This window comes from Aliivibrio sp. SR45-2 (assembly GCF_963890165.1).
GTDB classification, from domain to species: Bacteria; Pseudomonadota; Gammaproteobacteria; order Enterobacterales; family Vibrionaceae; genus Aliivibrio; species Aliivibrio salmonicida.
The window spans coordinates 147,772-172,933 of the sequence record NZ_CAWPRC010000111.1 but is presented as its reverse complement, the minus strand read 5'-3'; the positions used below and the strand labels follow the sequence as shown (position 1 = coordinate 172,933).

Annotated in this window: 20 protein-coding genes; 8 read left to right on the top strand and 12 right to left on the bottom strand. The window is 41.1% G+C overall.

The features are described from left to right. Positions 1 to 30 precede the first annotated feature (30 nt). From AACV33_RS05775 to AACV33_RS05740, 8 genes are all read right to left on the bottom strand, one after another. On the bottom strand, positions 31 to 4,446 hold the full coding sequence (locus AACV33_RS05775; protein WP_182699173.1) for a DUF6701 domain-containing protein: 4,416 nt from the start codon (positions 4,444 to 4,446) through the stop codon (positions 31 to 33). Next, positions 4,436 to 4,867, bottom strand: a complete 432-nt coding sequence (locus AACV33_RS05770) for a hypothetical protein (protein ID WP_023602703.1) — start codon at positions 4,865 to 4,867, stop codon at positions 4,436 to 4,438. The genes AACV33_RS05775 and AACV33_RS05770 overlap by 11 nt, the downstream gene beginning before the upstream one ends. Continuing rightward, a complete protein-coding gene (locus AACV33_RS05765; RefSeq protein ID WP_182699172.1) occupies positions 4,839 to 5,636 on the bottom strand; it encodes a PulJ/GspJ family protein in 798 nt (265 codons plus the stop codon). The genes AACV33_RS05770 and AACV33_RS05765 overlap by 29 nt, the downstream gene beginning before the upstream one ends. Further along, entirely contained in the window at positions 5,636 to 6,238 is a 603-nt protein-coding gene (locus tag AACV33_RS05760; protein WP_182699171.1) for a type II secretion system protein, read from the bottom strand. The genes AACV33_RS05765 and AACV33_RS05760 overlap by 1 nt, the downstream gene beginning before the upstream one ends. Then, positions 6,228 to 6,755: a pilus assembly FimT family protein gene (locus AACV33_RS05755; protein ID WP_182699170.1), complete on the bottom strand. Its 528-nt coding sequence runs from the start codon at positions 6,753 to 6,755 to the stop codon at positions 6,228 to 6,230. The genes AACV33_RS05760 and AACV33_RS05755 overlap by 11 nt, the downstream gene beginning before the upstream one ends. 351 nt (positions 6,756 to 7,106) lie before the next feature. Next, complete coding sequence (locus AACV33_RS05750; RefSeq protein WP_017022567.1) at positions 7,107 to 7,952, bottom strand: dimethyl sulfoxide reductase anchor subunit family protein; 846 nt, start codon at positions 7,950 to 7,952, stop codon at positions 7,107 to 7,109. 1 nt (position 7,953) lies between these two features. Then, a complete protein-coding gene (locus AACV33_RS05745; protein WP_017022568.1) occupies positions 7,954 to 8,568 on the bottom strand; it encodes a DMSO/selenate family reductase complex B subunit in 615 nt (204 codons plus the stop codon). A gap of 10 nt (positions 8,569 to 8,578) precedes the next feature. Further along, positions 8,579 to 11,023 (bottom strand): DmsA/YnfE/YnfF family dimethyl sulfoxide reductase, encoded by a 2,445-nt coding sequence (locus tag AACV33_RS05740; RefSeq protein ID WP_023602699.1) that lies wholly within the window; start codon positions 11,021 to 11,023, stop codon positions 8,579 to 8,581. Positions 11,024 to 11,365: 342 nt separating this feature from the next. Between AACV33_RS05740 and AACV33_RS05735 the strand changes: the two genes are divergently transcribed. Beyond that, positions 11,366 to 11,950, top strand: a complete 585-nt coding sequence (locus AACV33_RS05735; protein WP_182699169.1) for a molecular chaperone TorD family protein — start codon at positions 11,366 to 11,368, stop codon at positions 11,948 to 11,950. Beyond that, complete coding sequence (napF, locus tag AACV33_RS05730; RefSeq protein WP_182699168.1) at positions 11,950 to 12,504, top strand: ferredoxin-type protein NapF; 555 nt, start codon at positions 11,950 to 11,952, stop codon at positions 12,502 to 12,504. The genes AACV33_RS05735 and napF overlap by 1 nt, the downstream gene beginning before the upstream one ends. A gap of 113 nt (positions 12,505 to 12,617) precedes the next feature. On the opposite strand, the gene AACV33_RS05725 is transcribed toward napF, so the two are convergent. Next, on the bottom strand, positions 12,618 to 13,712 hold the full coding sequence (locus AACV33_RS05725) for a YdcF family protein (RefSeq protein ID WP_065611180.1): 1,095 nt from the start codon (positions 13,710 to 13,712) through the stop codon (positions 12,618 to 12,620). Positions 13,713 to 13,901: 189 nt separating this feature from the next. Beyond that, positions 13,902 to 15,656, bottom strand: a complete 1,755-nt coding sequence (ggt, locus tag AACV33_RS05720; protein ID WP_182699167.1) for a gamma-glutamyltransferase — start codon at positions 15,654 to 15,656, stop codon at positions 13,902 to 13,904. A 550-nt stretch (positions 15,657 to 16,206) separates the two neighbouring features. Here ggt and AACV33_RS05715 point away from each other — a divergent pair. From AACV33_RS05715 to AACV33_RS05690, 6 genes are all read left to right on the top strand, one after another. After that, positions 16,207 to 19,065 (top strand): xanthine dehydrogenase family protein molybdopterin-binding subunit, encoded by a 2,859-nt coding sequence (locus tag AACV33_RS05715; protein ID WP_182699166.1) that lies wholly within the window; start codon positions 16,207 to 16,209, stop codon positions 19,063 to 19,065. Beyond that, complete coding sequence (locus AACV33_RS05710; protein ID WP_017022575.1) at positions 19,055 to 19,588, top strand: (2Fe-2S)-binding protein; 534 nt, start codon at positions 19,055 to 19,057, stop codon at positions 19,586 to 19,588. Before AACV33_RS05715 ends, AACV33_RS05710 begins: the two co-directional genes overlap by 11 nt. Further along, positions 19,588 to 20,844, top strand: a complete 1,257-nt coding sequence (locus tag AACV33_RS05705) for a cytochrome c (protein ID WP_017022576.1) — start codon at positions 19,588 to 19,590, stop codon at positions 20,842 to 20,844. The genes AACV33_RS05710 and AACV33_RS05705 overlap by 1 nt, the downstream gene beginning before the upstream one ends. 78 nt (positions 20,845 to 20,922) lie before the next feature. Continuing rightward, on the top strand, positions 20,923 to 21,684 hold the full coding sequence (locus tag AACV33_RS05700) for an XdhC family protein (RefSeq protein ID WP_255458455.1): 762 nt from the start codon (positions 20,923 to 20,925) through the stop codon (positions 21,682 to 21,684). Next, a complete protein-coding gene (locus tag AACV33_RS05695; RefSeq protein WP_255458454.1) occupies positions 21,684 to 21,905 on the top strand; it encodes an XdhC family protein in 222 nt (73 codons plus the stop codon). The genes AACV33_RS05700 and AACV33_RS05695 overlap by 1 nt, the downstream gene beginning before the upstream one ends. 4 nt (positions 21,906 to 21,909) lie before the next feature. Then, positions 21,910 to 22,506 carry a nucleotidyltransferase family protein gene (locus tag AACV33_RS05690; protein WP_182699165.1) on the top strand — a complete coding sequence of 199 codons (597 nt, stop codon included), beginning with the start codon at positions 21,910 to 21,912 and terminating at the stop codon, positions 22,504 to 22,506. 77 nt (positions 22,507 to 22,583) lie between these two features. On the opposite strand, the gene AACV33_RS05685 is transcribed toward AACV33_RS05690, so the two are convergent. Together AACV33_RS05685 and AACV33_RS05680 are read right to left on the bottom strand one after the other, a co-directional pair. Then, positions 22,584 to 24,431, bottom strand: a complete 1,848-nt coding sequence (locus AACV33_RS05685) for a M3 family metallopeptidase (RefSeq protein WP_182699164.1) — start codon at positions 24,429 to 24,431, stop codon at positions 22,584 to 22,586. 119 nt (positions 24,432 to 24,550) lie between these two features. Continuing rightward, the gene (locus AACV33_RS05680; protein WP_182699163.1) at positions 24,551 to 25,162 is read right to left on the bottom strand and encodes a glutathione S-transferase family protein; all 612 of its coding nucleotides are present in this window, start codon (positions 25,160 to 25,162) and stop codon (positions 24,551 to 24,553) included.

Below are 25,162 nucleotides of genomic sequence, written 5' to 3'. Positions count from 1 at the left end.
GCCGTTAAACAAACATACGTATAGTAGCACTTAATTAAGTTGTTCACGGCTCCATATAATACGATCACTTCCTCGGTAAATACCAAAATGAATAAGTGCTTTGATGGTGCTTTCAAAAGAATCGTTTTGATCGGCATCTTGCTGCAACCAAGGTAGGGTCAATAGCGACAAGGTCGGTATTATTTGTCCTTGATTGCCATTACCAGGGGCAGAAAAGGTCATGCTTGTGACTCCATTAGTGACATCTGTATCACTCAAACTTGCCGAAGTCGTGCCTTTTCCTACAGGTAATGCTGCAGGGTTAGTGCCGACATCAAAAGTGAAGTTAGATAAATCAAGCACGGTACAGGTGTCTGTATTTTGTTCAAATCGTCCTCCCACATAAGACTCAGTTCTGATCCTTGATTCAAGCGGGGTGAGATCTGAACCATAAGAATCTTCCATGGTAATGCGTCCCCATTCTTGGTGATGAGATGAGGTTGCTGGGAACGTGTAATCTAGGCAATTTCCTGCGGCATTCAGTTTATAGCAGATATCATCTGAGTCTTTTAGATCCTCAGCGGTTAACGCTAAGGTAATGCTGTCTAACGTTGGTGAATGCGGTGAAAACGGCTTGTTATAGCGCAATTCTGCCTCTTGTAGCTGCATTTTATTTTGCTTATAAAGCTTAACTATTTTTCCGGGTTTGGCCATACCGGCTTGAATACCAAGAATAGAAGGGCTATCGCTATCAATCACTTCAATGCCTGATGGTGCTGCGACATAAGTTCGTAAATCCCAGTTATTGTGGTATCGCCACCATGTGTCAATGCTGTAGTTCTGTAGTTGACCGCCAGTTTGAGATAACGGCGTTAACTCAAGCGTAGGGAGATCATCAAACATAAAAGTTTGCCCCATGTAGGTATAGGTTTTACAGGTATCCGTAATGCTAGGTTGTTCGGCAAACATTGAAAAATAGGCTGGCGTAAATCGACCAATTGACCCTGTTGAGGCGGGTTTTATTGTAAAAGCGTTACTGCCAAGGTAACCCTCTGGTGGCGTAACGGTAATATCAAACACACCCACTTCACTGATGCTTTCTTTAATGCGATTAATACTGCCGTTTGAGGCAATATGATCATAAACATTCGTGAGCAGATTCCCGAGATTTCCACCAGAAAGTGCTGAAGGAGCAATTAAGGTGTGATCCAATAACAACATACTCTGAGCATAATTTGGGGTGCTTAGATTGTTTGAAATGTTGGTGTCAGTATCCGATTCCCATGCGCGAGCTGTCACGTTTAAGTTAAATTCTTCCGCCGCATGAGCGAACACGCGACAAGTAATATTTTCAGACAAACAAGTACTGTTGGCGGTTGAGTTGTTGGCATTCGAAACGTACGCACTCAATCCAACGGGGAAGCTTACAAAAGCATCGCTGCCTTTGATTGTTTGTTGTTGAGGTAAGGTGTGCTTTACGTTTAATTGCAATTGTCCTGCATCCGAATAATTCAAAGGCAAACGAGCTTCATTGTTAATGAAATTTAAGGTCACTGCCGTTGCTGAGGATTCTGTGGTACTGATGGTTTTCCATGCATTATTCGAGACGGCAGACACCTTTGGTGAGCCAATAATATGCGCCGCTGTTGGATTGATGTAATCAGACCATACTTGGAGGTTTTTGGCGCCATAGAAGCTGCTACCACAACCCTTGATTGTCGCTATTACGGGCTTGTTCGCTTGCTTATCTGGCACGATCACCGTTAGTCCTTCAGGTTTGAATGACAACGAACAATTGTTCTCACTGAGTGATTGGCCATTAATGCTGCACAGGGTTTGACTGAATGGTTTGGTTGATGGCTCAGAGCTCACCACTCCAAGGGTTACATTACCTTGGGTTTGTTTTCCTATAGATAAATTAGCAACCCCGTTACGCATGGTGATGTTATTGCCATTTAACCAGTAACCGTCACCCCCTAAATTTGAAGTGTTTAACGTGACGTCTACCTCGTCGGTAAATAAAGTCGAACATGAGGCGTCGGCGCATGCTCGTAAAGTGACATCTGACACATCACAGGTTGAGCCTTGACCGGGATGGTTAAATTCAAAGTGATCAATTTGTTGTCCCATTGGTTTGGAATATAAGGCACAGACTTTAAAATTATCGATCTCATGCGTATTGTATAACTTACCTGTCGAGCCAGTCAGTGACATGATGAAGTTTTCAGGAATTGCGGCTTGGTTATATTGATTACTTAATACGTTAATTGGACCAATGATGGTACTAAATCGAGGGCTATCTCCTTTCCATTGAACACTTCGTTCCACGGTGACATTGGCCGTATTATTATTTCTTGAATCGATAGTAATACGGTAACGGTGTGTTTGACTGTTGCCGTTATTATTGTCGATGTCCGGACTGACTCGATTACCGCTAATGTAGTTATAGCCTGAGTAATTTTGACCAGATCCACGAAGTACCACAGATTGAGAGGTCGAATTCGAGTTATGGTTTCTTGACCCGCCTTCTTTAGAATAGTTACCGTATTCATCGAGACCAATACCGAGCCAACCTCCCGTGAAACCAGGTTTTACGGCTTCTGAGTTATTTTTAAATCCGTAGCCTAAAGGACCACCAAACGCCCCCGCTTGTGGAGTGATGTTAGCGTCAGAGAATACGATAGCAAGACCATCGGCACCATTACTGTGGCCATACGCCATGTAATCAAATTCGACCTCAATCTTGTTGCCAAGCGCAGGGTAAAGGTATTGGTAAGACGATGCGGTGGATTGTGCTCTTACCGCTTGTGTTAGTTGCAAGCGCCCATTAATGATTCTTGGGATAAAGTTACCGCTACTGGCGCTCGTTATCCAGTTTGTGTTTAAGTTGCCGTTATTAAAATTGTCTTCATAACAGGTGGGCAGTACATTGTCAGGGCAAGGGTGTCTTTGCTCGTACAGTTGCACTATTTGTTGGTTACTAAGCGCTTGGTCAAAGACATTTACTTCATCGATCAAGCCATCAAAAGTACGGGATAAATCGTAGTCATTACCAATTTGAACAGGCTGAGTATTTTCTTTTAAGTGCTTTAATGGTGATACATTTTCAACAATGGCACCTTTCTCTTGTCCGTTAATGAAAATAGTGGCTTTGTCTCGACTGTGAGCATTGTAACGAATAGCGACATGAGACCACTGATTTTTTGGAATACTTTCTCTAGTCGTCAGGTTCATTGTGTAGTTGGTGTTTTTTAATTCCCAGTACCAATTGACTTGTCCACGAGCATTGAGGTGAAATTCGTAATTGCCATTTTTAGATACAATGGTGTAAAGATCATTTCGTGGGTATGATCTTGGGTTTATCCATGCACTGACCGTGATGACATCTTCATTAGAGAGTTTACTGTTGTGAGGGACTTCAATGTATTGCGCTTGGTTATGGTTAAAGTCACCGTAGCCACAGGTTCCTAGCTTGTTGAAATCAACAGGAAGAGCGGGGTTGTCTTTTTTCGGTTGTGGTGAATTTTTAGTCGTACCGTTAAACCCATTTCCAGAACTGTCGATGACTTCACCATAAGTTCCATTCCAATAATCTTCATCTAAACGAAGAGATAAAACAGGGTGTGGCGTTGGGTCTGGCGGTATTGTGGCGTTATTAATTCGACTCGATCCTTCCATGAACAATTTTTTGCTCGTTACACGGCCGAGAATTGAACTGTTATTATTGAGTGAAAGAAGGTGATTTGCATACACGTCTCCTTCTAAGGATGAATTATCATTTAATTGTATGTTATTAAAGCCAACAATGGTGAACGACGCATCTTGTTCAAGGGTGATTTTTGTATCGTTATTGAGAAGTAAATTATCATGAACAAATAAACGAACGTCGCCAGAAATGCTGATATGAGCATCGCCACTTGTTGAGATTTGTTGAACCCAATAATCCCCAGAGGTGAGCGTGAGCTTTGCATCATCTTCAAGATCTAATTTCGTTATGTAGATTACTTTATTTGGATTGCTAAGGCGTGCTTGGCAAGTGTTACGGATTTCGACATGGTTGTATTTTTTTGCTTTATATTCTTTGCTTCCTGAATTACATACTTTGTTTCTATTGATTGGTTCTATTTGAAACGTGCCTAGCGCTAAAGAAGGCACGTTGTAGCCTGTAATTTCACAAGCTTGATAACCACCAGCACCGTCATCACAACTATCATTAGGTAAGCCCGCCCCTTTGTTGCTTGAACAAAAATGTAAGCGATTGCCTTGAGTCTCATTAATTTTGACAGCCCCATTGAGCTCTAATTGGGATCCTGGACAATTTTCATAATAACTTCTGTGCCCTTGAGCAATCCCCGGAAAATAAGTATCACGATCAATATTTTGAAAGGCTTGTACTGTCAAAGACATCATACATAAACCAAAAGCCAGTGAAACAAGAGAAAATTTTGAGGATAAATTAATTTGCATCGCGAATACCTACTTCAATAATACGCTGTAAGGTGGTAGAGCCAAATTTACATTGAGCAGTGCTTTCGAGTTGATGAACAACAATCCCTGAATCTAACGTGCCATTGGTTGAACACGTAACGGTTGCTCTGCATTGGGATAACCCGTCGCCTTTAAAATTATAGGTAACAGGGGCTTTTTGAGCCGTAAAACAGCTGCCTGCGTTTGACATATAAAATGCACTAATGTCCATTTGTATTGCAGATTGCGCTGCCATATTTGTCCGTGTTCCCATCACGGCCGTTACGGTATGAGTACTTACTTTTAATTGATTTTTCATCATCATCAAGGCAAGAAAAGCCACAACCACAAGAATGAAAACCGTAAGAATTAAAGCAGAACCTTGCGAGCGGCTAGGGCGTGTTGAAGATAAGAACATCATGGTCCAATCTCACCTCTTCATTATTATCACTAAAGATAAATTGCAGTTTCACTAATCCATTGCGCACTAGCGAGGGATGTAGAACGTCAAAATCAGCACTCTTTATATTTTCCGCCATTAATTGACGCTTTCCATTGACTAATGCCGCGGGAGAAAGGGACGTACGAGATAATGGATAATCGGAATATCGATACAGTTGATTCCCTTCTAAGCAATAAGCAAGAGGCGTTCGATAGACATATAAGCGATGCGCTGGTGAATTGGCTTGAAAGGTGGTTTCTTGAGTTAAGGGCACGTTTACCATTCTTGCGCCATCACCTGCGATAAAAGGAATATTTTGTGCGACTTCAGCCACTCGGTTTTTGTCTGACGATGTGGGTGGTGCTAATAACTCTGTTGCCGATATTGGCATCACAACGAGGTGATCCCCTGGATTTAAGGTTCGTTCTGGCAGTAATCGCAAGCTATCTGAATGCATTGGAGCCAATGGTAAATCTTCATAAACCGCGGTATTGATAACGGGAAGCCATTCAATGCATGTGGTGGCCATGTTGACTTGTAAGCTGTTTGGCACCGCGTCACGGATTTCTTTGTGCATGCGTTCAGTCACAAAGCGTCCTTGAAGCAGTAATTCTTCGCGATCGGTTGTGCTTGCATACATGGTCATGCTTTGTTGGATGATGGCGCCTAGAGAGAGGCCAACGACCGCAAGCAATACGATTGAGATGATCATTTCAATCAGCGTGAAGCCATTCGATATACGACGCATTAGAAATTCCCTCTAATGACGGAGAACAAATAATGTTGGCCGCTTGGATCAATCACATCAACCACGATACGTTTACTGTTTCCACTGACCTTATCGGGGATAGCATCTAAATTTGCGTCATAAAACACAGAAATTGAAATGGAGAAATTAGGGTAAATATCGCCTAAATCATCACCTAAGACATTTTTAACACTGCCAGATAAGCCATCAAAGTCATCAACATCATTAAATAAGGCTCGATCAGGGACACCATTAATGATTTCGTCGGGGTCTGGTCCTAAGCAGGTTTTACCTAAGCTATCGTCACATTGAGGTATGCCATTAATGACTTTTGTTTTCGCGAGGGAGCAAATCTTGCCTGATTGGCTGTTGCACTCAGGGATCCCACCATTAGGGCCACTGTTTTCATCGTATTTACGCCCAATGATTTCATCCATTACCGCGGCACCTAATTCAGAGGCTTTGGTTGAATGAATGAGTTTTACACTGTCTTCAGCGCGAGGAAAAAGAAGAATGGTCAATGTCATTAGGGCAAAACTAATGAGAATAATCGAGAGAATAATAGAGAGTAAACTGAAGCCTGTTTGCTGATTAGCACGCATGAATATAGCCTTCTGTTTCAATGCATATCTGCTGAGTTGATTTACCATAAATGAAAATTTTGCATCGATTATCTTGGCACTGGCGCACTCTTCCCATTGAATCAAAATCTAAAGCATGAGGAGATGTTAACGTGATGAAGTTTGAGTCCACTTGCAATGCAAATTCGGCATCATAGTTTGATAACGCAGCGACATAAGTGACGTCTTGGTTTTCAAGATATTCATCATTCTTTTGGGTATTAGGAAACGCGGTTGAACAATGGCCTGATAATTGATCGAGACTGATCTGCTGTGCTCTGTGAGCGTCAACCAACCAACGGTTGCAATAGCCATTTCGATTCATTGCTCGAATTTGCGTTAAACGCAGAGAGTGGAGTAATTCTGTTTTCAACGTTTGTGCAGAAACACTACTAATTCCAGAGAAATAGCTGTTAGCACTAAGAGAAACAATTGAGATCAAAACGATAACCGTAATAAGCTCAATCAAAGTAAATCCATGTGTATGGTTACGAGGCATTTTTTCGTTACAAAATATTAACCGTATGAAGAAGGGAGAGTGTACGGATAAAAGTTTTTAATAGAAGTGAAATAAGAGCTAACTAAGTAGGTTATTTCTTATTTTTATGTATATGCAATGTAAAGTAATCCTGTATTCATGGTGATTATTTACGAGTCAAACCAAATAAATTTGATGAATGTTTTTTTCTGTTTCATTTGAACTCATAGAAATGGGTAAAAGCCAATGAAAATATTCAACGTGGTGGATCGTTTATTGTTGGATGTCAGCGATTTATGTTAATGATTAAATAAAAATGGCAACAATGAAAAATCATTATTGCCATTAAATTGGATGTGTTTTAAGAGCGAATTACATGCCTATAGACATGTGTAATCCATAAAAGACACCGCGGTTGATTAATTCAGAGATCAATACACAACCAAAGCTTAACAGCATCATTGGTAATGATGGTTTACTTGAGATTAAGCGAGGAGCAAACATCAACGCAAAGCCAGCAAATAATAAACCAATACGAAGAATTTGCAGCGTCATCATATTTGGGATTAAATCGGATGCGGCAACAATCGCTGAGCTAATATGGCTTAATTCGATCATTTGGCTAATTGTTACTATTAAGCTAATTGCTAAGGCTATCGCAGCAAATGTTGGCAGCGTATTGTCTAGATCACGATGCTTATGTTTTGTTCCGACAAGGAGTGTATGAGCAAAAAACAGACCTGAAATTGTCATGGTTAAAACGAACATCAGTGGAGTGTAAGCGCTGTTCCATGTCGGTACCGTATTGATAAGGTATACCTTAATCATCGCGTACATGAACCCAACACCAACCAACATTGAAATCAGCAACAACGATTTATGAACACCTTCAGAGCCCTTCTTCATGACTTTTAATAACCAGTAAAAACCGCCAGCCGCAAAGAACACACTAGACGCAAATATTTCATTTGATAGCCATGAGCTACCAACACGATTAAGTGCATTAAATGCCCTAAATGGGCTACCGAGGTGCATTATTGACGCCATTAAACCAAGGCCCATTAATACCCAAAGGAAGAACATATTACGGTGTAAGCGTGTGTCTTCATCTTGTGATAACTTACCACTTAAGGTCACACAGCCTAATACTAAGAAAGCACCGACAGCAGTTTGTGAGAGTACCGTGAATAAAATCAACGGCCATTCATGCCAAGCCATGTTATACCTCCTTCGGATTTGCTAGGTGACCGGTTTTATCGTCAGTTGGACGAGCATTACGGTTCGGTTTAATTACAATGTTAGGCTTTGTAATCAATGATGATGGTAATGGTGCGACATCGGCATTCGTGCCGTATTTTTCACGCAGTTCAGCAATTGGGCCGAACTCTAATGCGCGTAATGGACAAGATCCCACACAAATTGGTTCTAAGCCTTGGCCAACACGCTCATAACAACCATCACATTTCGTCATGTGACCTTTTTCTTCATTGTACTGAGGGGCACCATAAGGGCATGCCATGGTGCAGTATTTACAGCCGATACAGATTTCTTCGTCAACCACAACAAAGCCATCTTCACGTTTGTGCATCGCACCTGATGGACATACTTTAGTACAAGCGGGTTCATCACAATGATTACACGCAATTGAAAGGTAGTATGAATAGACGCTTTGGCGATAAATTTCGCCTTCTTTTAGCCAATCACCTCCTGCGTATTCATAGACACGACGAAAGTTAACACCCACATCTAAATCTTTGTTGTCTTTACAAGAAAGTTGGCATGTTTTACAACCAGTACACTTACTTGAATCGATATAAAAGCCGTATTGTTTCATTATTTAACCCTTATGCCTTTTTAACCAGTTGTACATCCACCAAGTTGGTGTGCTGTGGATTGCCTTTTGCCAATGGGCTAGGGCGTTGTGTTGTCAGTACGTTGATACAACCACCGTGGTCCACTTTTTGTCCATCTGGTGCATACCAAGCGCCTTCACCTAATGCAACAACACCTGGCATCATGCGCGGAGTGACTTTTACAGCAATGTGCAATTCACCACGGTCATTAAAAATACGGATTAAATCGCCATTTTTGATGCCTCGGCCTTGTGCATCCATTGGGTTCATCCACATTTCTTGCGGTGCCGCGTCTTTTAGTAGACTTACGTTCCCGTAGGTTGAGTGCGCACGAGCTTTATAATGGAAGCCAGTTAATTGCAGAGGATAGTTACCTGTTTTTGAATCTTCATACCCTTCGAAGTTAGGGACATAGATAGGCAGAGGATGAATCACTTCATCGCTTTCTAATGTCCATGTGCTTGCGAGTTCGGCCAGTTTTTCAGAATAAATTTCAATTTTTCCTGATGGCGTAGAAAGCGGGTTTGCTTCAGGATCATTACGGAACTCTTTATAAGCGACGTAATGTTCTTCTACTTTGCGTTTGTAGATCCCTTGCTCTCGCATTGCATCAAATTCAGGAAGACTTGGATCTTGAGCGCGAGTTAATTGGTAAAGATGACGTAACCATCCTTCTTGATCTCGTCCTTCAGTAAAGGCTTCTTTCACACCTAATTTATCGGCAAGGCCAGTACAAATGTCATAGATGCTTTTTGCTTCAAATTGAGGTTTGATGGCTTGAGAGGCAAAAATGAAATAAGGCATATTACCGGCAGAGGCATCCATACAGAAATCAGATTGCTCAGAGGTTGTTAAATCCGGTAATACGATATCGGCGTATTTCGCCGATGAGGTCATGTGGTTATCGACAACAACGATCATTTCACAGGCTTTATCATCTTGTAAGATGGTGTGCGTGCGGTTGATATCAGAGTGTTGGTTGATAATACAGTTGCCTGCGTAGTTCCAAATAAACTTGATAGGCACATCGAGCTTATCTTTACCGCGAATACCATCTTTGATTGCTGTCATTTCTGGACCACGAGTAATCGCATCGGTCCAAAGGAACATTGGAATAGAGGTTTCAATAGGATTTTGTAGTGTAGGGAAACGTACAAACGGAATGCTTGAACTGCCTTCACGAGCACCACTGCCACCGCCATTAATGCCCACATTACCCGTTAATAACGACAGCATTGCGATAGCACGAGAAGCGATTTCACCATTGGCAGTACGTTGGATCCCCCAACCTTGAATAATGGCACAAGGTTTTGTTGAGCCAATTTCACGAGCCGTTTTGATGATAATGTCTTCAGGGATACCAGTGATTGTTGATGCCCATTTTGGTGTTTTTTCTACACCATCCGCGCCTAAACCAAGGATGTATGATTTATAATCACTGTTTGCCGGTGCTGATTTTGGCAATGTTGTTGAATCAAAGCCTACGCAGTATGTGTCTAAGAACGCTTGGTCAATCAGCTCTTCTTCGATCATCACATGCGCCATTGCTGCAATGAATGCGGTATCAGTACCGGGACGAATAGGGATCCACTGATCTTCACGACCACCAGCCGTATCGGTATAACGAGGATCAATCACGATTAAACGCGCGTTTGATCTTTCTTTGCCTTCCATGAAGTGATGAATAACACCGCCACCAGACATACGAGTTTCAGCAGGGTTATTACCAAACTGAACGATAAGTTTCGTGTTTTCTAAATCGGATGGTGAGTTGTTGTTTGCCCAACCCCCATACGTGTGACTTAAACCCTCAGCAATTTGTGCAGAAGAGTAATCACCATAATGGTTTAAGTAACCGCCATTTAAATTCATTAAACGGGCGATTAAACTGCCACCCGGAGGCCATGATTTAGTGACTGTACCGCCTAATGTACCCGTACCGTAGTTTAGGTAAATAGCTTCGTTGCCGTATTCTTTTTTAATGCGGTTAATGTTACCAGCGATTTCAGTAAAAGCTTCATCCCAAGTGATGCGTTTAAATTTACCTTCTCCACGGGCGCCAATACGCTTCATTGGGTATTTTAAACGGTCAGGATTATAAACACGACGACGCATAGAGCGCCCTCGTAAACAGGCTCTTACTTGATGATTTCCATATTCGTCGTTACCAGTATTATCGGTTTCAACCCACTTAATTTCACCATCAGAGACGTGCATACGAAGTGGGCAACGGCTACCACAGTTCACTGTACATGCGCTCCACACTACTTTGTCTTCAGTAGGAAGTGTTGGCGTCTCTGCATTGGCTGAACGTGATGCAAAAGGGAGAGTAATTCCACTCGTAATTGCAGCAAAACCACCAAGAACCGATCCCGACTTAACGAAGTTACGACGACTGATTTTTGGTGTTAATAATTGTTTTAATTTTAATTTCATGGCTCGACATTCTCTATATTATATCTGCACGATGATATATTTTGTTTATATGAAAACTATTATCATTCCGATTAACTACCTACTTATAGGTACTCATGTATAGTTTCTTTTTTATCAGTAGTGAACTTTGTTTTTGATCAATAAAAGTAACTGCAGTAAACGAATGAATATATATTCTCAATTTTTGGAGTTAATCTCACTATTAAGAGAATTATTAATTGTGATTACTGGCGAAATTTAAATTCATAACTGATATAAAAGTTGCGTCAGAACAAATTAAAAAAATAAGCCTTAGCGTAGGCTTTCCTTAATTAGTTAACATTATTTATGTAATGAGATTTTATGGAAAATGTAATTGTTGTTGCCAAATTATTAGGAAGTTTTTTCTATTACCCATTAAGCCACCAGAATAATGTGCAATACATAGAGGCGATAAAAAAAAGTGAAGATCTGAATGAAACTGGATTTTCTGATTTCATTCAAGCCTATGAATCTACTTCAAAAGATGACATTAACAGCGACTTTCAAGCCTTGTTTGAAGGTTGTGATGTGATGCCTGCTCCGCCTTGGGGATCTGTGTATTTAGATAGAGAGCAAGTCATCTTTGGTGATTCTACATTGCGATTTCGTCAGTTTTTATTAGCTAACGATATTGAATTAAATACAGGAATGAGAGAACCAGAAGATCAGTTTGGACTTTCTTTACTCGCAATGGCGATGATGATTGAACAAGATAAAAATGAAGAAATAATAATAGAATTATTATCGGAGCATTTATTACCATGGGCATACCATTATTTAGAATTAGTAAAGAAAAATGGAAAAACAGAAATCTACACCTCGTTAGCTTGCGTTGCTTTTGAATGGTTAGCGTTATTACAGAAAGAGTTAAATATAATACCGCATAATTATAAGCTGTATTTTTAATGAAAGATAAAAGAGATGAAAACTATTATCGTTCTTATTTAGAGCATAATACAGTCAGTCGCCGAGGATTATTTCGTGGGCTATTGTCTGGGGCAAATAAGTCGTTAAAAGAGTCATCTCAAAATACAGTGAAGCCAAGCGTTCCTCGCCCTCCTTATGCGGTGGATGAGGGGGTGTTTCTTGAGCTGTGTCAATCGTGCGATAAATGCAGCTCTGCGTGTACTCAGCATATTATCGAAATGGTCGATAATCGGCCCCAACTTAATTTGGATTACAATCATTGCACCTACTGTGGTGAGTGTAAATCGGTGTGTAGTTCAGGCGCATTAAGTGATCAAAATAGAATGATCAACCTGAGACCACAATTTACGTCAAGTTGTAATAATAAGCTTTCTGGCGGTTGTGAGGTGTGTGCTGATGCTTGTCCACAAAAGGCGATTGTAATTGAACTAAGAAAATTACCGAAGGTAGACACTTCCTTATGCGATGGTTGTGGTTTGTGTCGCTCAGCGTGCTTTATTGGTGCGGTACAAATGGCGTTTGTTATGCCTTAATACCAAACCATTAGCCGTCTTGAATTCAGGCAGGAAATGCATAATTAGCAAAAAAGGTGACCCATAATAGGTCACCTTTTTTTATTTATCATTAGATAAGCGATTTATTGCAATTAACGCTGCTCTAATGGATATGAGCGGTAGCTCCACATGCCATAAACACGTAATGCATCGCGGTAGATACCCAGTAATTCACCATCGGTAGGAACTTTTAATTCTTCTAATGGCTTATCATTAGCAGAATAAGTATCAAATGTGATCCCTTTAGGGCCGGTGTGCCAGCTTGCTACTTCAAATAAAGTTTGCCCACGGCGTACATGGCTTGCTGAGCTTATGATGGTAGCGTGATCAATCTTGTGTCGAGCCAACGCATAACTGCCGTACAGCGCATTTTCTACCGTGCTTCGTGCGTAGTTATCTTCAATGATTCGAGATGAATCAATGCCATTTTTTACTAACCAATCGGCCATTAATTTGCCTTCGGTTTTGTGGTTTTTAGGCACCCCACCGGTGACGACAATGTAAGCATCAGGGTTCTTTTTCGCCATGTCTAATGTGGCATTTAAGCGGTCAATTAAAATAGGGTTCATGCTGCCATCAGGATTAAGGGCGTAACCCAAGGTGATAATGGCGTTGTTTCCTTTCGCTTGCTTTTTGATGGTATTGCTAAGTGGTGTGGCAACAATTCTGTCTACGGTAGACATGATTTTTTTCAAATCAGCAACACGACCCGGATTCAGTGATTCAAGTGCATTTAAATGACGACCGACTTCACTTTTGTTGCCTTTAAAATTTTGCCAAATCACTAAGTAAGAATGTGCATCGACATCATCAGGAGCGACGGTTAAAATTTGCGTGAAAAGTTCAATTGCACGATCAACATTGCTGTTATAGATTTGAGCATTGGCGGCAGAGAAAAGTAAATCAGTTCTGTAAGGTTCAAGTTGATAAGCTTCAAGCAGACGATTGGTGATCATCTCCATATTGCTTGGCATTTTTGCCGTGAACCCTGCATGAGAAATACGAGATGGGTTTTTGAAGACTTGATAAGCATCATTAAGTAGCTGATCAACCACTTGACGTTGTGACGTCATTTCTGTGTAGTCAGCTTGTGGTTGCACGGTGTCTAAAGCCGCATCAACATTTGCAGAATAAAGTGAGCCAGAGAAGATAACTGCAAGTGAAAGGGTTAATAGAGTACGTTTCATTATTCATTCCAAAGTGTTCAACAATGACGTTATCCTAAAGGTTGATAATGATGGGTATTGTGACCGCAATCGTATTCAGTTTTATTGATGTGAACAGAATGCCAATAGTATGAACTAGCATCACATGAGATAAGAAAAGTAGGGCGAAAAATACCCTACTTTAATGAGGTTGTTACACTTTGCTGTGGTTTATTGAGCGATGACTTTTCCTTCTCGACGAGGATCTGCCGCACCAATTAATGAATCACCTTGTAATTTAATGGCTTGGACCCCTGAATTTAACTCTTTTACTTGGATCGTAAACCCGAGTTTTTCTAGTTTAGGACCCCACGCCTCTGCTGCTGTGTCTTTTTCAATTTCAAATGCCCCAAAGCGATTGTTCATGTTCGGCAAATCAATGGCTTGCTGTAAGTTCAGATCCCAATCAAGATGAGCGACCAATGTTTTTGCTACGTATCCGATAATTTGACTGCCACCCGGAGAGCCTATCGCCATGTAAGGTTTGTTGTTTTCCATGACAATGGTGGGTGCCATAGATGAACGTGGACGTTTCCCCGGCTCAATGCGGTTTGCAATAGGTACGCCATCAACTTGGCTGCGGAAAGAGAAATCGGTTAATTCATTATTTAATAAGAAACCGCCGACCATTAAACGAGAGCCAAAGCCATTCTCGATGGTCGTAGTAATTGAAACCACATTACGGTCTTTATCGACAATGGAGAAATGACTGGTTGAAGGCAATTCAATCGCTTCATCTAATGCGTAATTGTGGGCATGAGACCAAGGTGGTGAGCCTGCCGAGGTTTCCGTTAATGCCTCTTTCCCTTTGAGTAATTCAGCGCGTTTTTTTAAATAATCGTTATCTAATAATCCTTGTGTTGGCATTGGCACATAATCACTGTCGGCCATGTATTTTCCTCGGTCAGCGAACGCTAAACGCGAAGCATCACCAAGTAATTTCCAACTCTGTACATCGTCTTTACCCATGTCTGATAGGGGGTAATGACTTAACATGCCCAGTATTTGTCCCAGAGTTAACGCCCCTGAGCTCGGAGGACCCATACCACAAATAGAGTATTGGCGATAAGGCGCACACACGGGCTCACGTTCTTTTACTTGATACGCGGTGAAATCAATAAGATTAAGGACGCCGGGGTTAGCGGTTTCATTTCTGACGGTATTTACAATACGTTTGGCAATATCTCCTTGGTAGAAGGCCACCGCTCCGTTATCTGAAATGGCTTGCAGCGTTTTTGCGTAATCTGGGTTTTTAAGATCCTGTCCAGCGGTGATCGGGGAACCGTCTTGGTTGAAGAAGTAGGTTTTAGCGGCTGGAGAACGTTGTAGATATTCTTGGTCATTCTTCACTAAAGTCGCTAAACGTGGGCTTACCGTAAATCCGTCTTTAGCGAGTTTTATGGCCGGTTCAAAGAGTGTTTTCCAATCTAGTTTGCCTAATTTTTGATGGGTATCCCACATCAATTTTATGGTTCCCGGAGTGCCGACTGAACGACCGCCAACAACGGCATCATAAAACTTCAGTGGTTGGCCTTTATCATCTTGAAAAAGTTGTGGTGTCACTTCTAATGGTGCTGTTTCTCTACCATCAAAGGTGGTAAGGGCTTTCTTTTTTGCATCCCAATAAACCAAAAATGCACCACCGCCGATCCCTGATGATTGCGGTTCGACCAATCCTAGTACCAATTGTGTGGCGACCATGGCATCAATCGCGTTACCGCCTTTACGTAGCATTTCAGCGCCGGCTTCACTCGCATAATGGTTAGCAGAAGCGATCATCCATTCTTTTCCCTCAACCAAATTCTGTTGAGTAAGACCTGTTGCGGCTTCGGGGGCAATGTTATCGGTACTTTGCGCGGCGAACGAGGCTGGAGTAATAAGTGAGGCTGAAATCAATAACGCGAGAGTTGATGCTTTCCACTGCATAGATATTCCTTAATCGTATCAATTGGAGGTAGGTAAAAGTTGATCTAAAAAATTAAAGCAGGGAAAGATTGGCAGAGGAAGAGAGGGCTGTCGAATGAGTCGTGATTGTTCTTGGTTTATGCTCACATTTTAAACGATAAAATAGAGTGAATTTGTCATCCTATTACCGATTTGATTATGAATAATGAGCAGACGTGAATGTCATCGTCGTTAGGTATGACGAAGTGACATCGGGGGATTTTTCAAGTTATTATAATAATGTCAATATGTTAGATAATGGTTAATTAAAATGAGGATGACTTTGATGGGGAAACGTGCCTATGAAAGGGAATAATCAAATTAAGTGCTTTGATTACAAAAGTTCGCAAGTTAACCTTTTGATTTTAAAATAATTAATTTGATTTCGCGTTTGCTCTCTAGCTGCATAATGAGTGGTAAGTAAATGTTACAAGGACGAGATCTGGCTTCACCAATAGGCTATTTATTGGCCTCTTTTTTATATTATATGCTAGCTTTAAAGTATCTAGAATATTAAACGGCATCATAAAAAATGGAATTAAATCTAAGTTCAACTCGACGATCTTTTATTAAACGCTGCGTTATTGGTGGTGTCGCTGTGTATTCTGCGCCTTTATTAGCCAAGATGGGCAGCGTCGAATCATCAATATTGTCACCTGAATTATTACGCGAATGGCATGATGGTGAGACGCCTAAATTTAGATTAGATGGCGTAGCGAAAGTGACTGGCGAAAAAATTTATGGGCGAGATTATCGAGCCATAGATATGCCGGGATGGCCAGACCAACAAGGGTATGGTTTTATTTTACGAGCAAGTGATGCGACTCATGTGTTCACTGGCATTGATCTGTCGTCTTTGCCCGCGAATGCACAACCCAGTAAGGTGATTACTGCCGATGACTTGCGTAAAGACAGCATAGAGTTACCTGTTTTTTTTGGTGCAGATATGTTGCTTAGTGAAGGGCAAACTGCGCATTATTTTGGTCATGCTGTCGCTATTTTATTATTTGATGATTTTCCAGCGTATAAAAAAGCCAAATCGATGCTTGAGTTTGGTCTTAATGTGGTTCAATACGGCAAAGAAACTCCTTATTTCTCCGCAAGTTCTGATCCCCAAAGTAGCTGGCGAATAATTCGTGTTGAAGGCGATAATCCTAATGATGAAGATAAATACAGTCCATTGCAGGACGGTATTTTCTTTCCTAATTACAAAGCGCATAAAGCGATATGGCCGACACTAAAAAATGTGAATGGTGATGTGTCTGAGCGTGGAATGTATTACGCGAATGAAATTAATAATGAAATAACAGAACACAAAAAGAATGAAGATTGGCTCGTGCTTGAAAAAGAGTACACCACTCAAATTATTGAACCAATGATGCTAGAACCAGAAGCGTTTAATGGTTGGTTTGACCCTAAAGAGGGCACGTTCCATACCGTGATCACCAGCCAGTCTCCGCAAGATTTCCAAGAGCAAGCAGTACATATGCTAGCGAGCAGTCCGTTAAAAGGAAAAGTGAAACACCTTGTGGTTCATTCGCCCTTTATTGGCGGTGGCTTTGGTGCAAAAGATCACTCGATCTTTCCTTATTATGGTCTTGTCGCGGCGATGTATTCAGACAAGCCAATTCATGTCGCAAACAATCGTTTTGAACAATTTCAATCAGGCCTAAAACGTCATCCATTCAAAATGAATAATCGTTTAGCGGTTGATAAAAAAACACTAAAAATACAAGCGCTTAAATCAGATATAGACGTTGATGGTGGTGGGCGAGTCAATTTTACTGGATCTGTCACTATGGTGGGTGCGACAGGGATGCAAGGCATTTATTACATTCCGAAAAATGACATCAAAGCGGTGGCTCATGCGTCAGCAAATCCGACAAGTGGCTCTATGCGTGGCTACGGTACTTTGCAATCGATGGCAACGATGGAATCAATGATGAATGAAATGGCGTCAGATCTCGGTGTTGATGCGATTAAATTGAGACAAGCAAATGTAATGGTGTCTGGTCAGCGTAATACACAAGGTGCAATACCAAATGGGGCTTTACGTTATCAAGAGATTTTAGAATCGGCAATAAATCATCCTATTTGGGTTAATCAAGCGGCGGCTAAGCAGAATTTTGATGCACAAAACCCGGGTAAAAAATACGGGGTTGGTTTTGGAATAGTAACTAAAGACTATGGAACGGGGGCGGCAGCGCCGAGTGCCGCTGTTTTTCTGACAAAAGAAGGGAAAATTGAAGTCGATATCTGCTCTATGGAAATGGGGACCGGAACGCAAACATCACAAGCCGAAGTTGTGAGTGATGAATTAGGTCGTCGTGCTAGTGTTGTTAGGTTGGCAGAGACTGATATTTGGGATGCACTAGAACAGTTCCAAACGTATAACCCGTATTTCATTTCTCAAGTTCAGCAAGATGAAATGACGCCAGACCCACGATGGACGCCTGTAAAAGGAATGGCATCATCTGCGTCCATGTCTGCTTTTTATCAAACGCACGCGACTCGTCTTGCCGCCAATGTTATTTATGAACATGCGTTGTGGCCTGCCGCAGTGGCGATTTGGAAAAAGAATTTCTTTAACAGTTCATACGCCAATACTAATCTTGATGATTCAAGTGCAGGTGAATGGACCGAGGGTAAACTAAGTGCCGCTGGTTATCCTGCTTTGCCTTTATCTATGTTAGCTGAATACGCACACCAAAATGGGTTAGTCACAGGGGCAATGGTTCATGCCTTTAATCGTTGGGCGTGGGCAGATGCTGATTTTGAGGTGTTAGGTAATAGCATACATATAGAAGCCGACGGTTTGGCGGTTCAATACGGCGAAGGCGCATCAAAAGAACGCAAGGCGTTAATGGGATCAAACGGATTCCATCTTTTGACCCGTTCAAATATGTTCTACCCAAAAGCAGAGCTGAATAATGCAATGGTTACTTACTATGCGCCTTGTGCAACGATTGTTGAAGTCTCTGTGAATGAATCAACGGGTGAGGTTGATATTCTTAATAGCCATACGTGGTTAGAAGCGGGAAAAGTGATTGTGAATGAGCTTGTTGAAGGGCAAATTCAAGGTGGTTTAGCTATGGGGATCGGTCATGCGTTATATGAAGAACTTCCGCCGTTAGAAGAAGGGGCAGGCAATGGGACTTGGAATTTAAATCGTTATCACGTTCCAAAAGCAAAACAGGTGGGAGTATGGAATCAAAGCCATACCATTTTGCCTCCACTGTCTAAAACAGACCCAAGTAAAGGGATTGGCGAAGTGGTGATGATCCCGATTGTACCTGCGTTAGTGGAAGCGGTGTATCAAGCGACGAATGTCCGATTTTATGATTTACCAATGACAGCAATGAAAATTAAGGGTGCATTAAATGACAGTTAAAATCCAGATGACCGTGAACGATAAGTCAACAGGTGCTGTTGATGTTGCTGAAGGCACCATGATGATTGAGTTCTTACATGAATATTTAAATCTCACGGGGACTAAGTTTGGTTGTGGTGTCGGTGTATGTCATGCATGTACTGTCATTGTTGAAGGAAAGAATGGCGTAAGTGAAGTGGTTCGTACTTGCATTAATGGGGTTGAGCGTTTTGAAGGCAAAAAAATTCGTACTATCGAAGGGCATGCCGAACGAAATTCAGCGGGCGAAATTACCAAATTAACGCCAGTACAAAAAACATTTTTGGAGCATTTCTCGTTCCAATGTGGATGGTGTACTTCTGGATTTATTAATGAAACCACCGCATTAATCGAGCGTTTAGAAAAGAAACCGATTGCCAAAGATCAAGTGGAAAGCGTGATTGAAGAAGCTCTCAATGATCATATTTGTCGCTGCACGGGCTATGTTAAATATTACGAAGGAGTTCGTGACTTAATTTTAAATACAAAAGGATTAACGGTGTAATGAATGTATCTAAACTAAGAACCCCGAAGAGTATATTAATGCCTGTTGTTTCTTTTTTTTCAGCATTATTATTAACGGTTAACGTACATGCCGCCGCAGAAAAAGACGCAGTAGAAGCGGTAGAACAAGGAGCCTATTTGGTTAAAATAGGGGATTGCGTAGCCTGTCATACCGAGGTTGGTGGACAAGAGTTTGCTGGCGGATTACCTTTTGATACTCCATTTGGTATTGTATATTCCACAAACATTACATCAGACAAAGAAACGGGGATTGGTAACTATAGTTACGATGATTTTTATGATGTGATGCATAACGGGGTTGCTCCAAAAGGAAATTTATACCCTGCAATGCCGTACACTTCGTATCATGGATTATCTGATGAAGACACCAAAGCATTGTATGCGTATTTCATGCAAGTGAAACCCGTAAATAAAGAAAATAAAGAGTTGGGGATCAGTTTTCCCTTTAATATTCGAATGGGTTTGAAGGGATGGAATTTACTCAATAATAAAGATGAACATTTCAAACCAAATCCGACTAAAAGTGAACGCTGGAACAGAGGCGACTACCTTGTCAATGTGTTAGGCCATTGTGGCGAATGTCATACTCCCCGTAATGTTGTTTTTGCGATGGAGCAAGACAAACACTTTGAGGGGGAAGTGTTAGGAAGCTTTGAAGCGCCTAATATTACGCCTGAAGAGCTTAATAGGCAAAACTGGACACACGACGATCTAACCAATTTGTTTGTCAATGGTTACTCTCGTAAAGGAACGGTTTTTGGGGGAATGTACCCCGTGGTTTACCACAGTTACAGTAAATTAACAGAAGAAGATTTAAGGTCAGTATCAACGTATTTACTTGATAATGACGATGATATAAAAGCGAAGGCATTAACCAATAAAGGGCATGATAAAGCATTACCAGGTTATAAAACTTATATGGCGTATTGTGCGGGTTGCCATGGCCAAGAGGGTAGCGGAGTACCGAATGTGACGCCTGCTATGGCCGGAAATGCGACGATTGATAGAAAGAGTCCCTACAATGTGGCATCCATATTATTAAATGGCATTGAGGGGCAACACTATAAAGTCACCTCGAGTTTTTATGCGATGCCAAGCTATGCAACAGAATTAAATGATGAAGAAATGAAAGATTTGATTAATTATTTACGGGTGACTTGGAGCGAACAAGCGGGTGATATGACGACCTTAGATATGTCGACAATTCGTGAAAACATGAAAGTTGATTTACATTAATTAATATCGACAAGGGCGAATAGAATGAAACGCTATTCGCCTTTTTATTTTACGTTATAGCCAATTTGGTTGGGTGATATGCAGTTTAGTGATATTGATGTTATTCAGAAAACAGTGAAATGGTTGGCGCAAGATAAAACCGCGTGGTTATGTACGATTTCAGCGACTTATGGGTCTTCTCCTCGGCCGATAGGATCTTTATTTTCCACTGATGGTCATGTTCGTTCGGGGTCTATTTCTGGCGGTTGCTTAGAAGACGAGTTTGTAAAAATGTTAGCCAAAGGGCATTTTACAGAGAACGTAAGTTTGTTTACTTATGGTAATGATTTATCCAGTGGGAAAGTAGTAGAACTGCCTTGTGGTGGGACAATAGAATTAATTGTTGAATGCCTTAGACCTACAACCGAGACGATACATCATCTGACAGAATGGTTAGGTGCGGCAAAGAATAAAGTGGCTTATCAGCGAGTCATCAGTCGGCGTTCTGAACATTATGAGGTGAATGTTGATACGAATTTTAATGAACAAAGTATTGATATTAATGAGCATGAGATCATGTGTAATTACAGTCAAGTATGGCAATTATTGATTCTAGGTATCGGTGAAGTCAGTTATTTAGTGGCAAAATTAGGTTTACTGGCGGGTTATAAAGTTCAAATATGTGATATGCGTGAAGAGCTTGCAGCATCGTGGCATTTTACCTCTGATGTCGGCGGCGTGGATGTTTGTTGGCGATCTCCCGATATGTTTGTTGAAGAAAATACGACGAGTACAACTGCAATATTGGCTTTAGCTCATGATCCTCGGATTGATGACGTTGGATTGATGACGTTGGATTGATGACGGCATTTGAATCGGATGCATTTTATCTTGGGGCAATGGGCTCTCACAATAACAGTGTTAAGAGGAAAGAGCGTTTACAGCGTATCTGTGAATTATCAGAACAAGACATTGCCAAATTACATGCGCCAATAGGGCTGGATATTGGCAGTAAAACCCCCATGGAAATCGCCTTATCCATTCTTGCTCATGTCACTCAGCAGCGTTATTTACAAAGGTAAGCATATGGCTCGTTTTCCCCGTCATATTGGTTTGTTATTGGCTGCTGGGTGGTCGACACGATTTAATGGTGATAAGCGGTTAGCAGGTGCGACGCCGTTATTGATGCAGACTTACGCCGTGATGAAAGAACACTTTGATCTTGTGGTTGTGGTACATCGACATCACGATGAGATGATTAAAAGCTTATTTATCGATCAAAAGGCTGAACTGGTCGCCGCGCCAAATGACGATATTTCGTTAGGCACCAGTATTTCGGTCGGATCTCAGTACGTTAATCATAAATACTGTGATTCTTATTTGAGTATTTCGGTTTGTTTGGCGGATATGCCGAATATTAAAGACGACAGTTATCGCTCCATACTCTCGATGGCTCAGAAAAATAAGATTGTGAGACCTAATATTAATGGATGCTTTGGTCACCCAGTGTGTTTTGGTTCGAGTTACCTTAACGCTCTCTGTTTATTAACCGGAGAAAAAGGCGCGAGCTCAGTGATTAAGAAAAACAGAGCGAATTTAATGACTGTAGAAGTTGATGATATCGGTATTCTTTTTGATATTGATACCCCTGAAGACTTACAGGAATGGCAACGTACAGAGTGATCAATGAATACGCATAAAAAATCCGTTTACCAGCGAGGCTAGATAAACGGATTGATTATATCGTGATTAATATAAGGCTAGCAGCCGTACGTTTTCATAATATACGCTTCAAATTCATCACACATTTTTGCATTTGATTCAGCGTTACTTGCCAAAGTGTTAGCCCCATCAATCACCGTGATATTGGCATGTAATGGCGAAATGTTAGCTTGAGTACGTGTGTTCATGTCTGCAATCTTTTGTTGTTCTGCTTTCCAAGCATCTTCTACCGATAGATTACATTCATCCGCTAAGTATTTAGCATTAAACCCTTCACCAGTAAGGGCAACAATAGAATCATTATGATTTACGCTGTTGCCTGCATTCCAATAGTGCTTAGCCAGCAAAGGCCCGATTTTTGGGTTATCCGCCAAGAAACCAAATTTCTTAGTAAAGTATGCACGAGTTTGATAGACCGCCATGTGCGCTAATAAGTAACCATGATAAGCACACGAAGCTTCATCAGACACTAAGTGAGGAATCGCCATTAATGGGCGAGGGCTGCATTCTAATCCAAGTATTTTTTTCTCAGAAGTACGAGCTAACTTGGTGATGTTTTCAGGGGTTAAGTCTGAATCGCTTAGCTGGTATAACGTACGTTCAAAATACGGTACCACTAAAATACTGCGCTCTTGGTACGCTTTAAATGGTTGTTTACTGTCGATCATCGCTTTAATGATATCGTCAGGCACTGGTTTTCCATCGGTATCTAACGCGTATTGTTTTAACCAATCAGCATCAGCTAATAAGCTGTCACAAAACATAGATTGCGTTTCTGCATAGGCCATTGACGTTGGTGAGAATTCTTGCGAGAAACACGGAGCGTTCATTTTTACGTTAGAGAAATGCGCGGCGTGTCCCCCTTCATGGAATAAGGTATTCATGCCATCGTAGCCGCTGCCAATTTGGTCTGGTTTTGCGTTGCTAGTGAAGTTAACCTTAGCGGCGATCCATTGGTCTTGATCGTAAAATGATGGAATAGGACCATGACAAAAACCATTCGGGTATTTGCCTTTACGGTCGAGTAGATCAAGGGTTAATTCTGCGCCTGAGAATTCTATATTTAGGCGACCAAACGATTCAACCCAACGACGTAATGATTTTGAAAATGGTACGTAAGGGTCTAACTCTCGCATCACATCGCCAGCAAACGAGAACACAAAGTTGTGTGCGAGCAGTGATTCACTTCCTTTGTTTGCGGCAAGTTGGTCTAAGCTGTTTTGATGACAATCGCGTGTGCGTTTTTCAAAGTCATCTAAAATAGTAAACAGTTCATCTGCGCTCATTTTTTCTTTTTTTGTTACCGAGTAATCAAAGAAAGTATCAAACCCTTGAGATCGTGCGAATTTATTACGCAGTTTGATTAATTCAATAAATCCATTTTGCAGTAACCATTGCTCTAAACCAAGAAACGCTTGATGAGCAGATTGGCGTGTGGCGGCATTAGCGCTGGTGCGAACAATAGAAGCGAGTACAGGAAGAGAGCCTTCAACCGTTTCACCTTCTTCGTTTACATACGTCATGGTGTGGTTTTGTTTTTTCTCAAATAGACCCGCTTCAAATTTGATCAGTTCTGTTTTTAACTGTTGAGCTTGTTTTGATTCTATTGCGTGAGATTCAAATGTTGCTAACCAGCCTTTTAAACCAATCAAGGTTTGTGTTTTTTCTTTATTATCAGTGATTGATTCAGCCAGTATGATTTGTTCTTTAACTGCGGAGATTTGCTCAGCATTACTTAAAAAGTTCGTCCATGTGGTTTCTGCTTCCGTAGAGCCTTGGTGATCATCGCTCAAACCCATGTAGGTATCCCAAAAGAAGTTTTCTTTGGTGCGATGAATCGATAAATAACGTTGGTTTAAGTCATTAAGATAAGTAGTGGCAGTCATTTTCGTCCCTTTAAATACAGCGTATGCAAAGGATTATTATGACATAGATGGTATAGAGATGAGGAGATTAAAATGAAAAGAGCTCAATCTGTAATTAGATTGAGCTTAATAAATGAAGCTTAATATTGTGCTTCTAATTGGTCGGCTTTATTTAGTGCGGGATGCGTCTCTAATTGTTCAGAATAAGCGCTGATATTAGGAAACAAACCAAGCTGTCCGCGCTGCTTTAGAATATCAACAATGAACGACATCATGATATCTGCACCAGATAAAGTATCACCTACAAGGTAGCGTTTATTGACGAGTGAAGATTCAAAATAGTTAAGCACTTTACTCGTTTCTGCTCTGGCATAAGCCGGTAAGAAGTTCATTTCAGCGCCGTCTTTCTCAACAAAGAGGGTCAGTAGTAATGGAAGCATGGCTGAGCTTTCAGCAAAGTGCATCCATTGTGAATATTCGACATAATCATTACTGCCTGCTTTTGGTGCTAGCTGAGTATTGTACTTATTAATTAAATATTCAGTAATGGCCCCCGATTCCGCAATAATTAATCCATTATCTTCAATGACAGGGGATTTACCAAGTGGATGAATGTCTTTCAACTCTTGTGGGGCAAGGTGAGTGACTTTATCTCTTTGGTAGCCTTTAATCTGATAATCTACGCCCAACTCTTCTAATAACCAAATAATGCGTTTTGAACGAGATTGATTCAGGTGATGCAGTGTAATCAT

What these genes read in the sequence shown, in the direction of transcription:
- AACV33_RS05740 (WP_023602699.1), bottom strand. Translation starts at nt 11,023, where the DNA reads ATGAAATTAAAATTAAAACAATTATTAACACCAAAAATCAGTCGTCGT.
- AACV33_RS05715 (WP_182699166.1), top strand. Translation starts at nt 16,207, where the DNA reads ATGGAATTAAATCTAAGTTCAACTCGACGATCTTTTATTAAACGCTGC.
- AACV33_RS05705 (WP_017022576.1), top strand. Translation starts at nt 19,588, where the DNA reads ATGAATGTATCTAAACTAAGAACCCCGAAGAGTATATTAATGCCTGTT.
- AACV33_RS05725 (WP_065611180.1), bottom strand. Translation starts at nt 13,712, where the DNA reads ATGAAACGTACTCTATTAACCCTTTCACTTGCAGTTATCTTCTCTGGC.
- AACV33_RS05710 (WP_017022575.1), top strand. Translation starts at nt 19,055, where the DNA reads ATGACAGTTAAAATCCAGATGACCGTGAACGATAAGTCAACAGGTGCT.
- AACV33_RS05755 (WP_182699170.1), bottom strand. Translation starts at nt 6,755, where the DNA reads ATGCCTCGTAACCATACACATGGATTTACTTTGATTGAGCTTATTACG.
- AACV33_RS05695 (WP_255458454.1), top strand. Translation starts at nt 21,684, where the DNA reads ATGACGGCATTTGAATCGGATGCATTTTATCTTGGGGCAATGGGCTCT.
- napF (WP_182699168.1), top strand. Translation starts at nt 11,950, where the DNA reads ATGAAAGATAAAAGAGATGAAAACTATTATCGTTCTTATTTAGAGCAT.
- AACV33_RS05700 (WP_255458455.1), top strand. Translation starts at nt 20,923, where the DNA reads ATGCAGTTTAGTGATATTGATGTTATTCAGAAAACAGTGAAATGGTTG.
- AACV33_RS05750 (WP_017022567.1), bottom strand. Translation starts at nt 7,952, where the DNA reads ATGGCTTGGCATGAATGGCCGTTGATTTTATTCACGGTACTCTCACAA.
- AACV33_RS05735 (WP_182699169.1), top strand. Translation starts at nt 11,366, where the DNA reads ATGGAAAATGTAATTGTTGTTGCCAAATTATTAGGAAGTTTTTTCTAT.
- AACV33_RS05745 (WP_017022568.1), bottom strand. Translation starts at nt 8,568, where the DNA reads ATGAAACAATACGGCTTTTATATCGATTCAAGTAAGTGTACTGGTTGT.
- AACV33_RS05685 (WP_182699164.1), bottom strand. Translation starts at nt 24,431, where the DNA reads ATGACTGCCACTACTTATCTTAATGACTTAAACCAACGTTATTTATCG.
- AACV33_RS05690 (WP_182699165.1), top strand. Translation starts at nt 21,910, where the DNA reads ATGGCTCGTTTTCCCCGTCATATTGGTTTGTTATTGGCTGCTGGGTGG.
- AACV33_RS05765 (WP_182699172.1), bottom strand. Translation starts at nt 5,636, where the DNA reads ATGCGTCGTATATCGAATGGCTTCACGCTGATTGAAATGATCATCTCA.
- AACV33_RS05775 (WP_182699173.1), bottom strand. Translation starts at nt 4,446, where the DNA reads ATGCAAATTAATTTATCCTCAAAATTTTCTCTTGTTTCACTGGCTTTT.
- AACV33_RS05770 (WP_023602703.1), bottom strand. Translation starts at nt 4,867, where the DNA reads ATGATGTTCTTATCTTCAACACGCCCTAGCCGCTCGCAAGGTTCTGCT.
- AACV33_RS05680 (WP_182699163.1), bottom strand. Translation starts at nt 25,162, where the DNA reads ATGATTACACTGCATCACCTGAATCAATCTCGTTCAAAACGCATTATT.
- AACV33_RS05760 (WP_182699171.1), bottom strand. Translation starts at nt 6,238, where the DNA reads ATGCGTGCTAATCAGCAAACAGGCTTCAGTTTACTCTCTATTATTCTC.
- ggt (WP_182699167.1), bottom strand. Translation starts at nt 15,656, where the DNA reads ATGCAGTGGAAAGCATCAACTCTCGCGTTATTGATTTCAGCCTCACTT.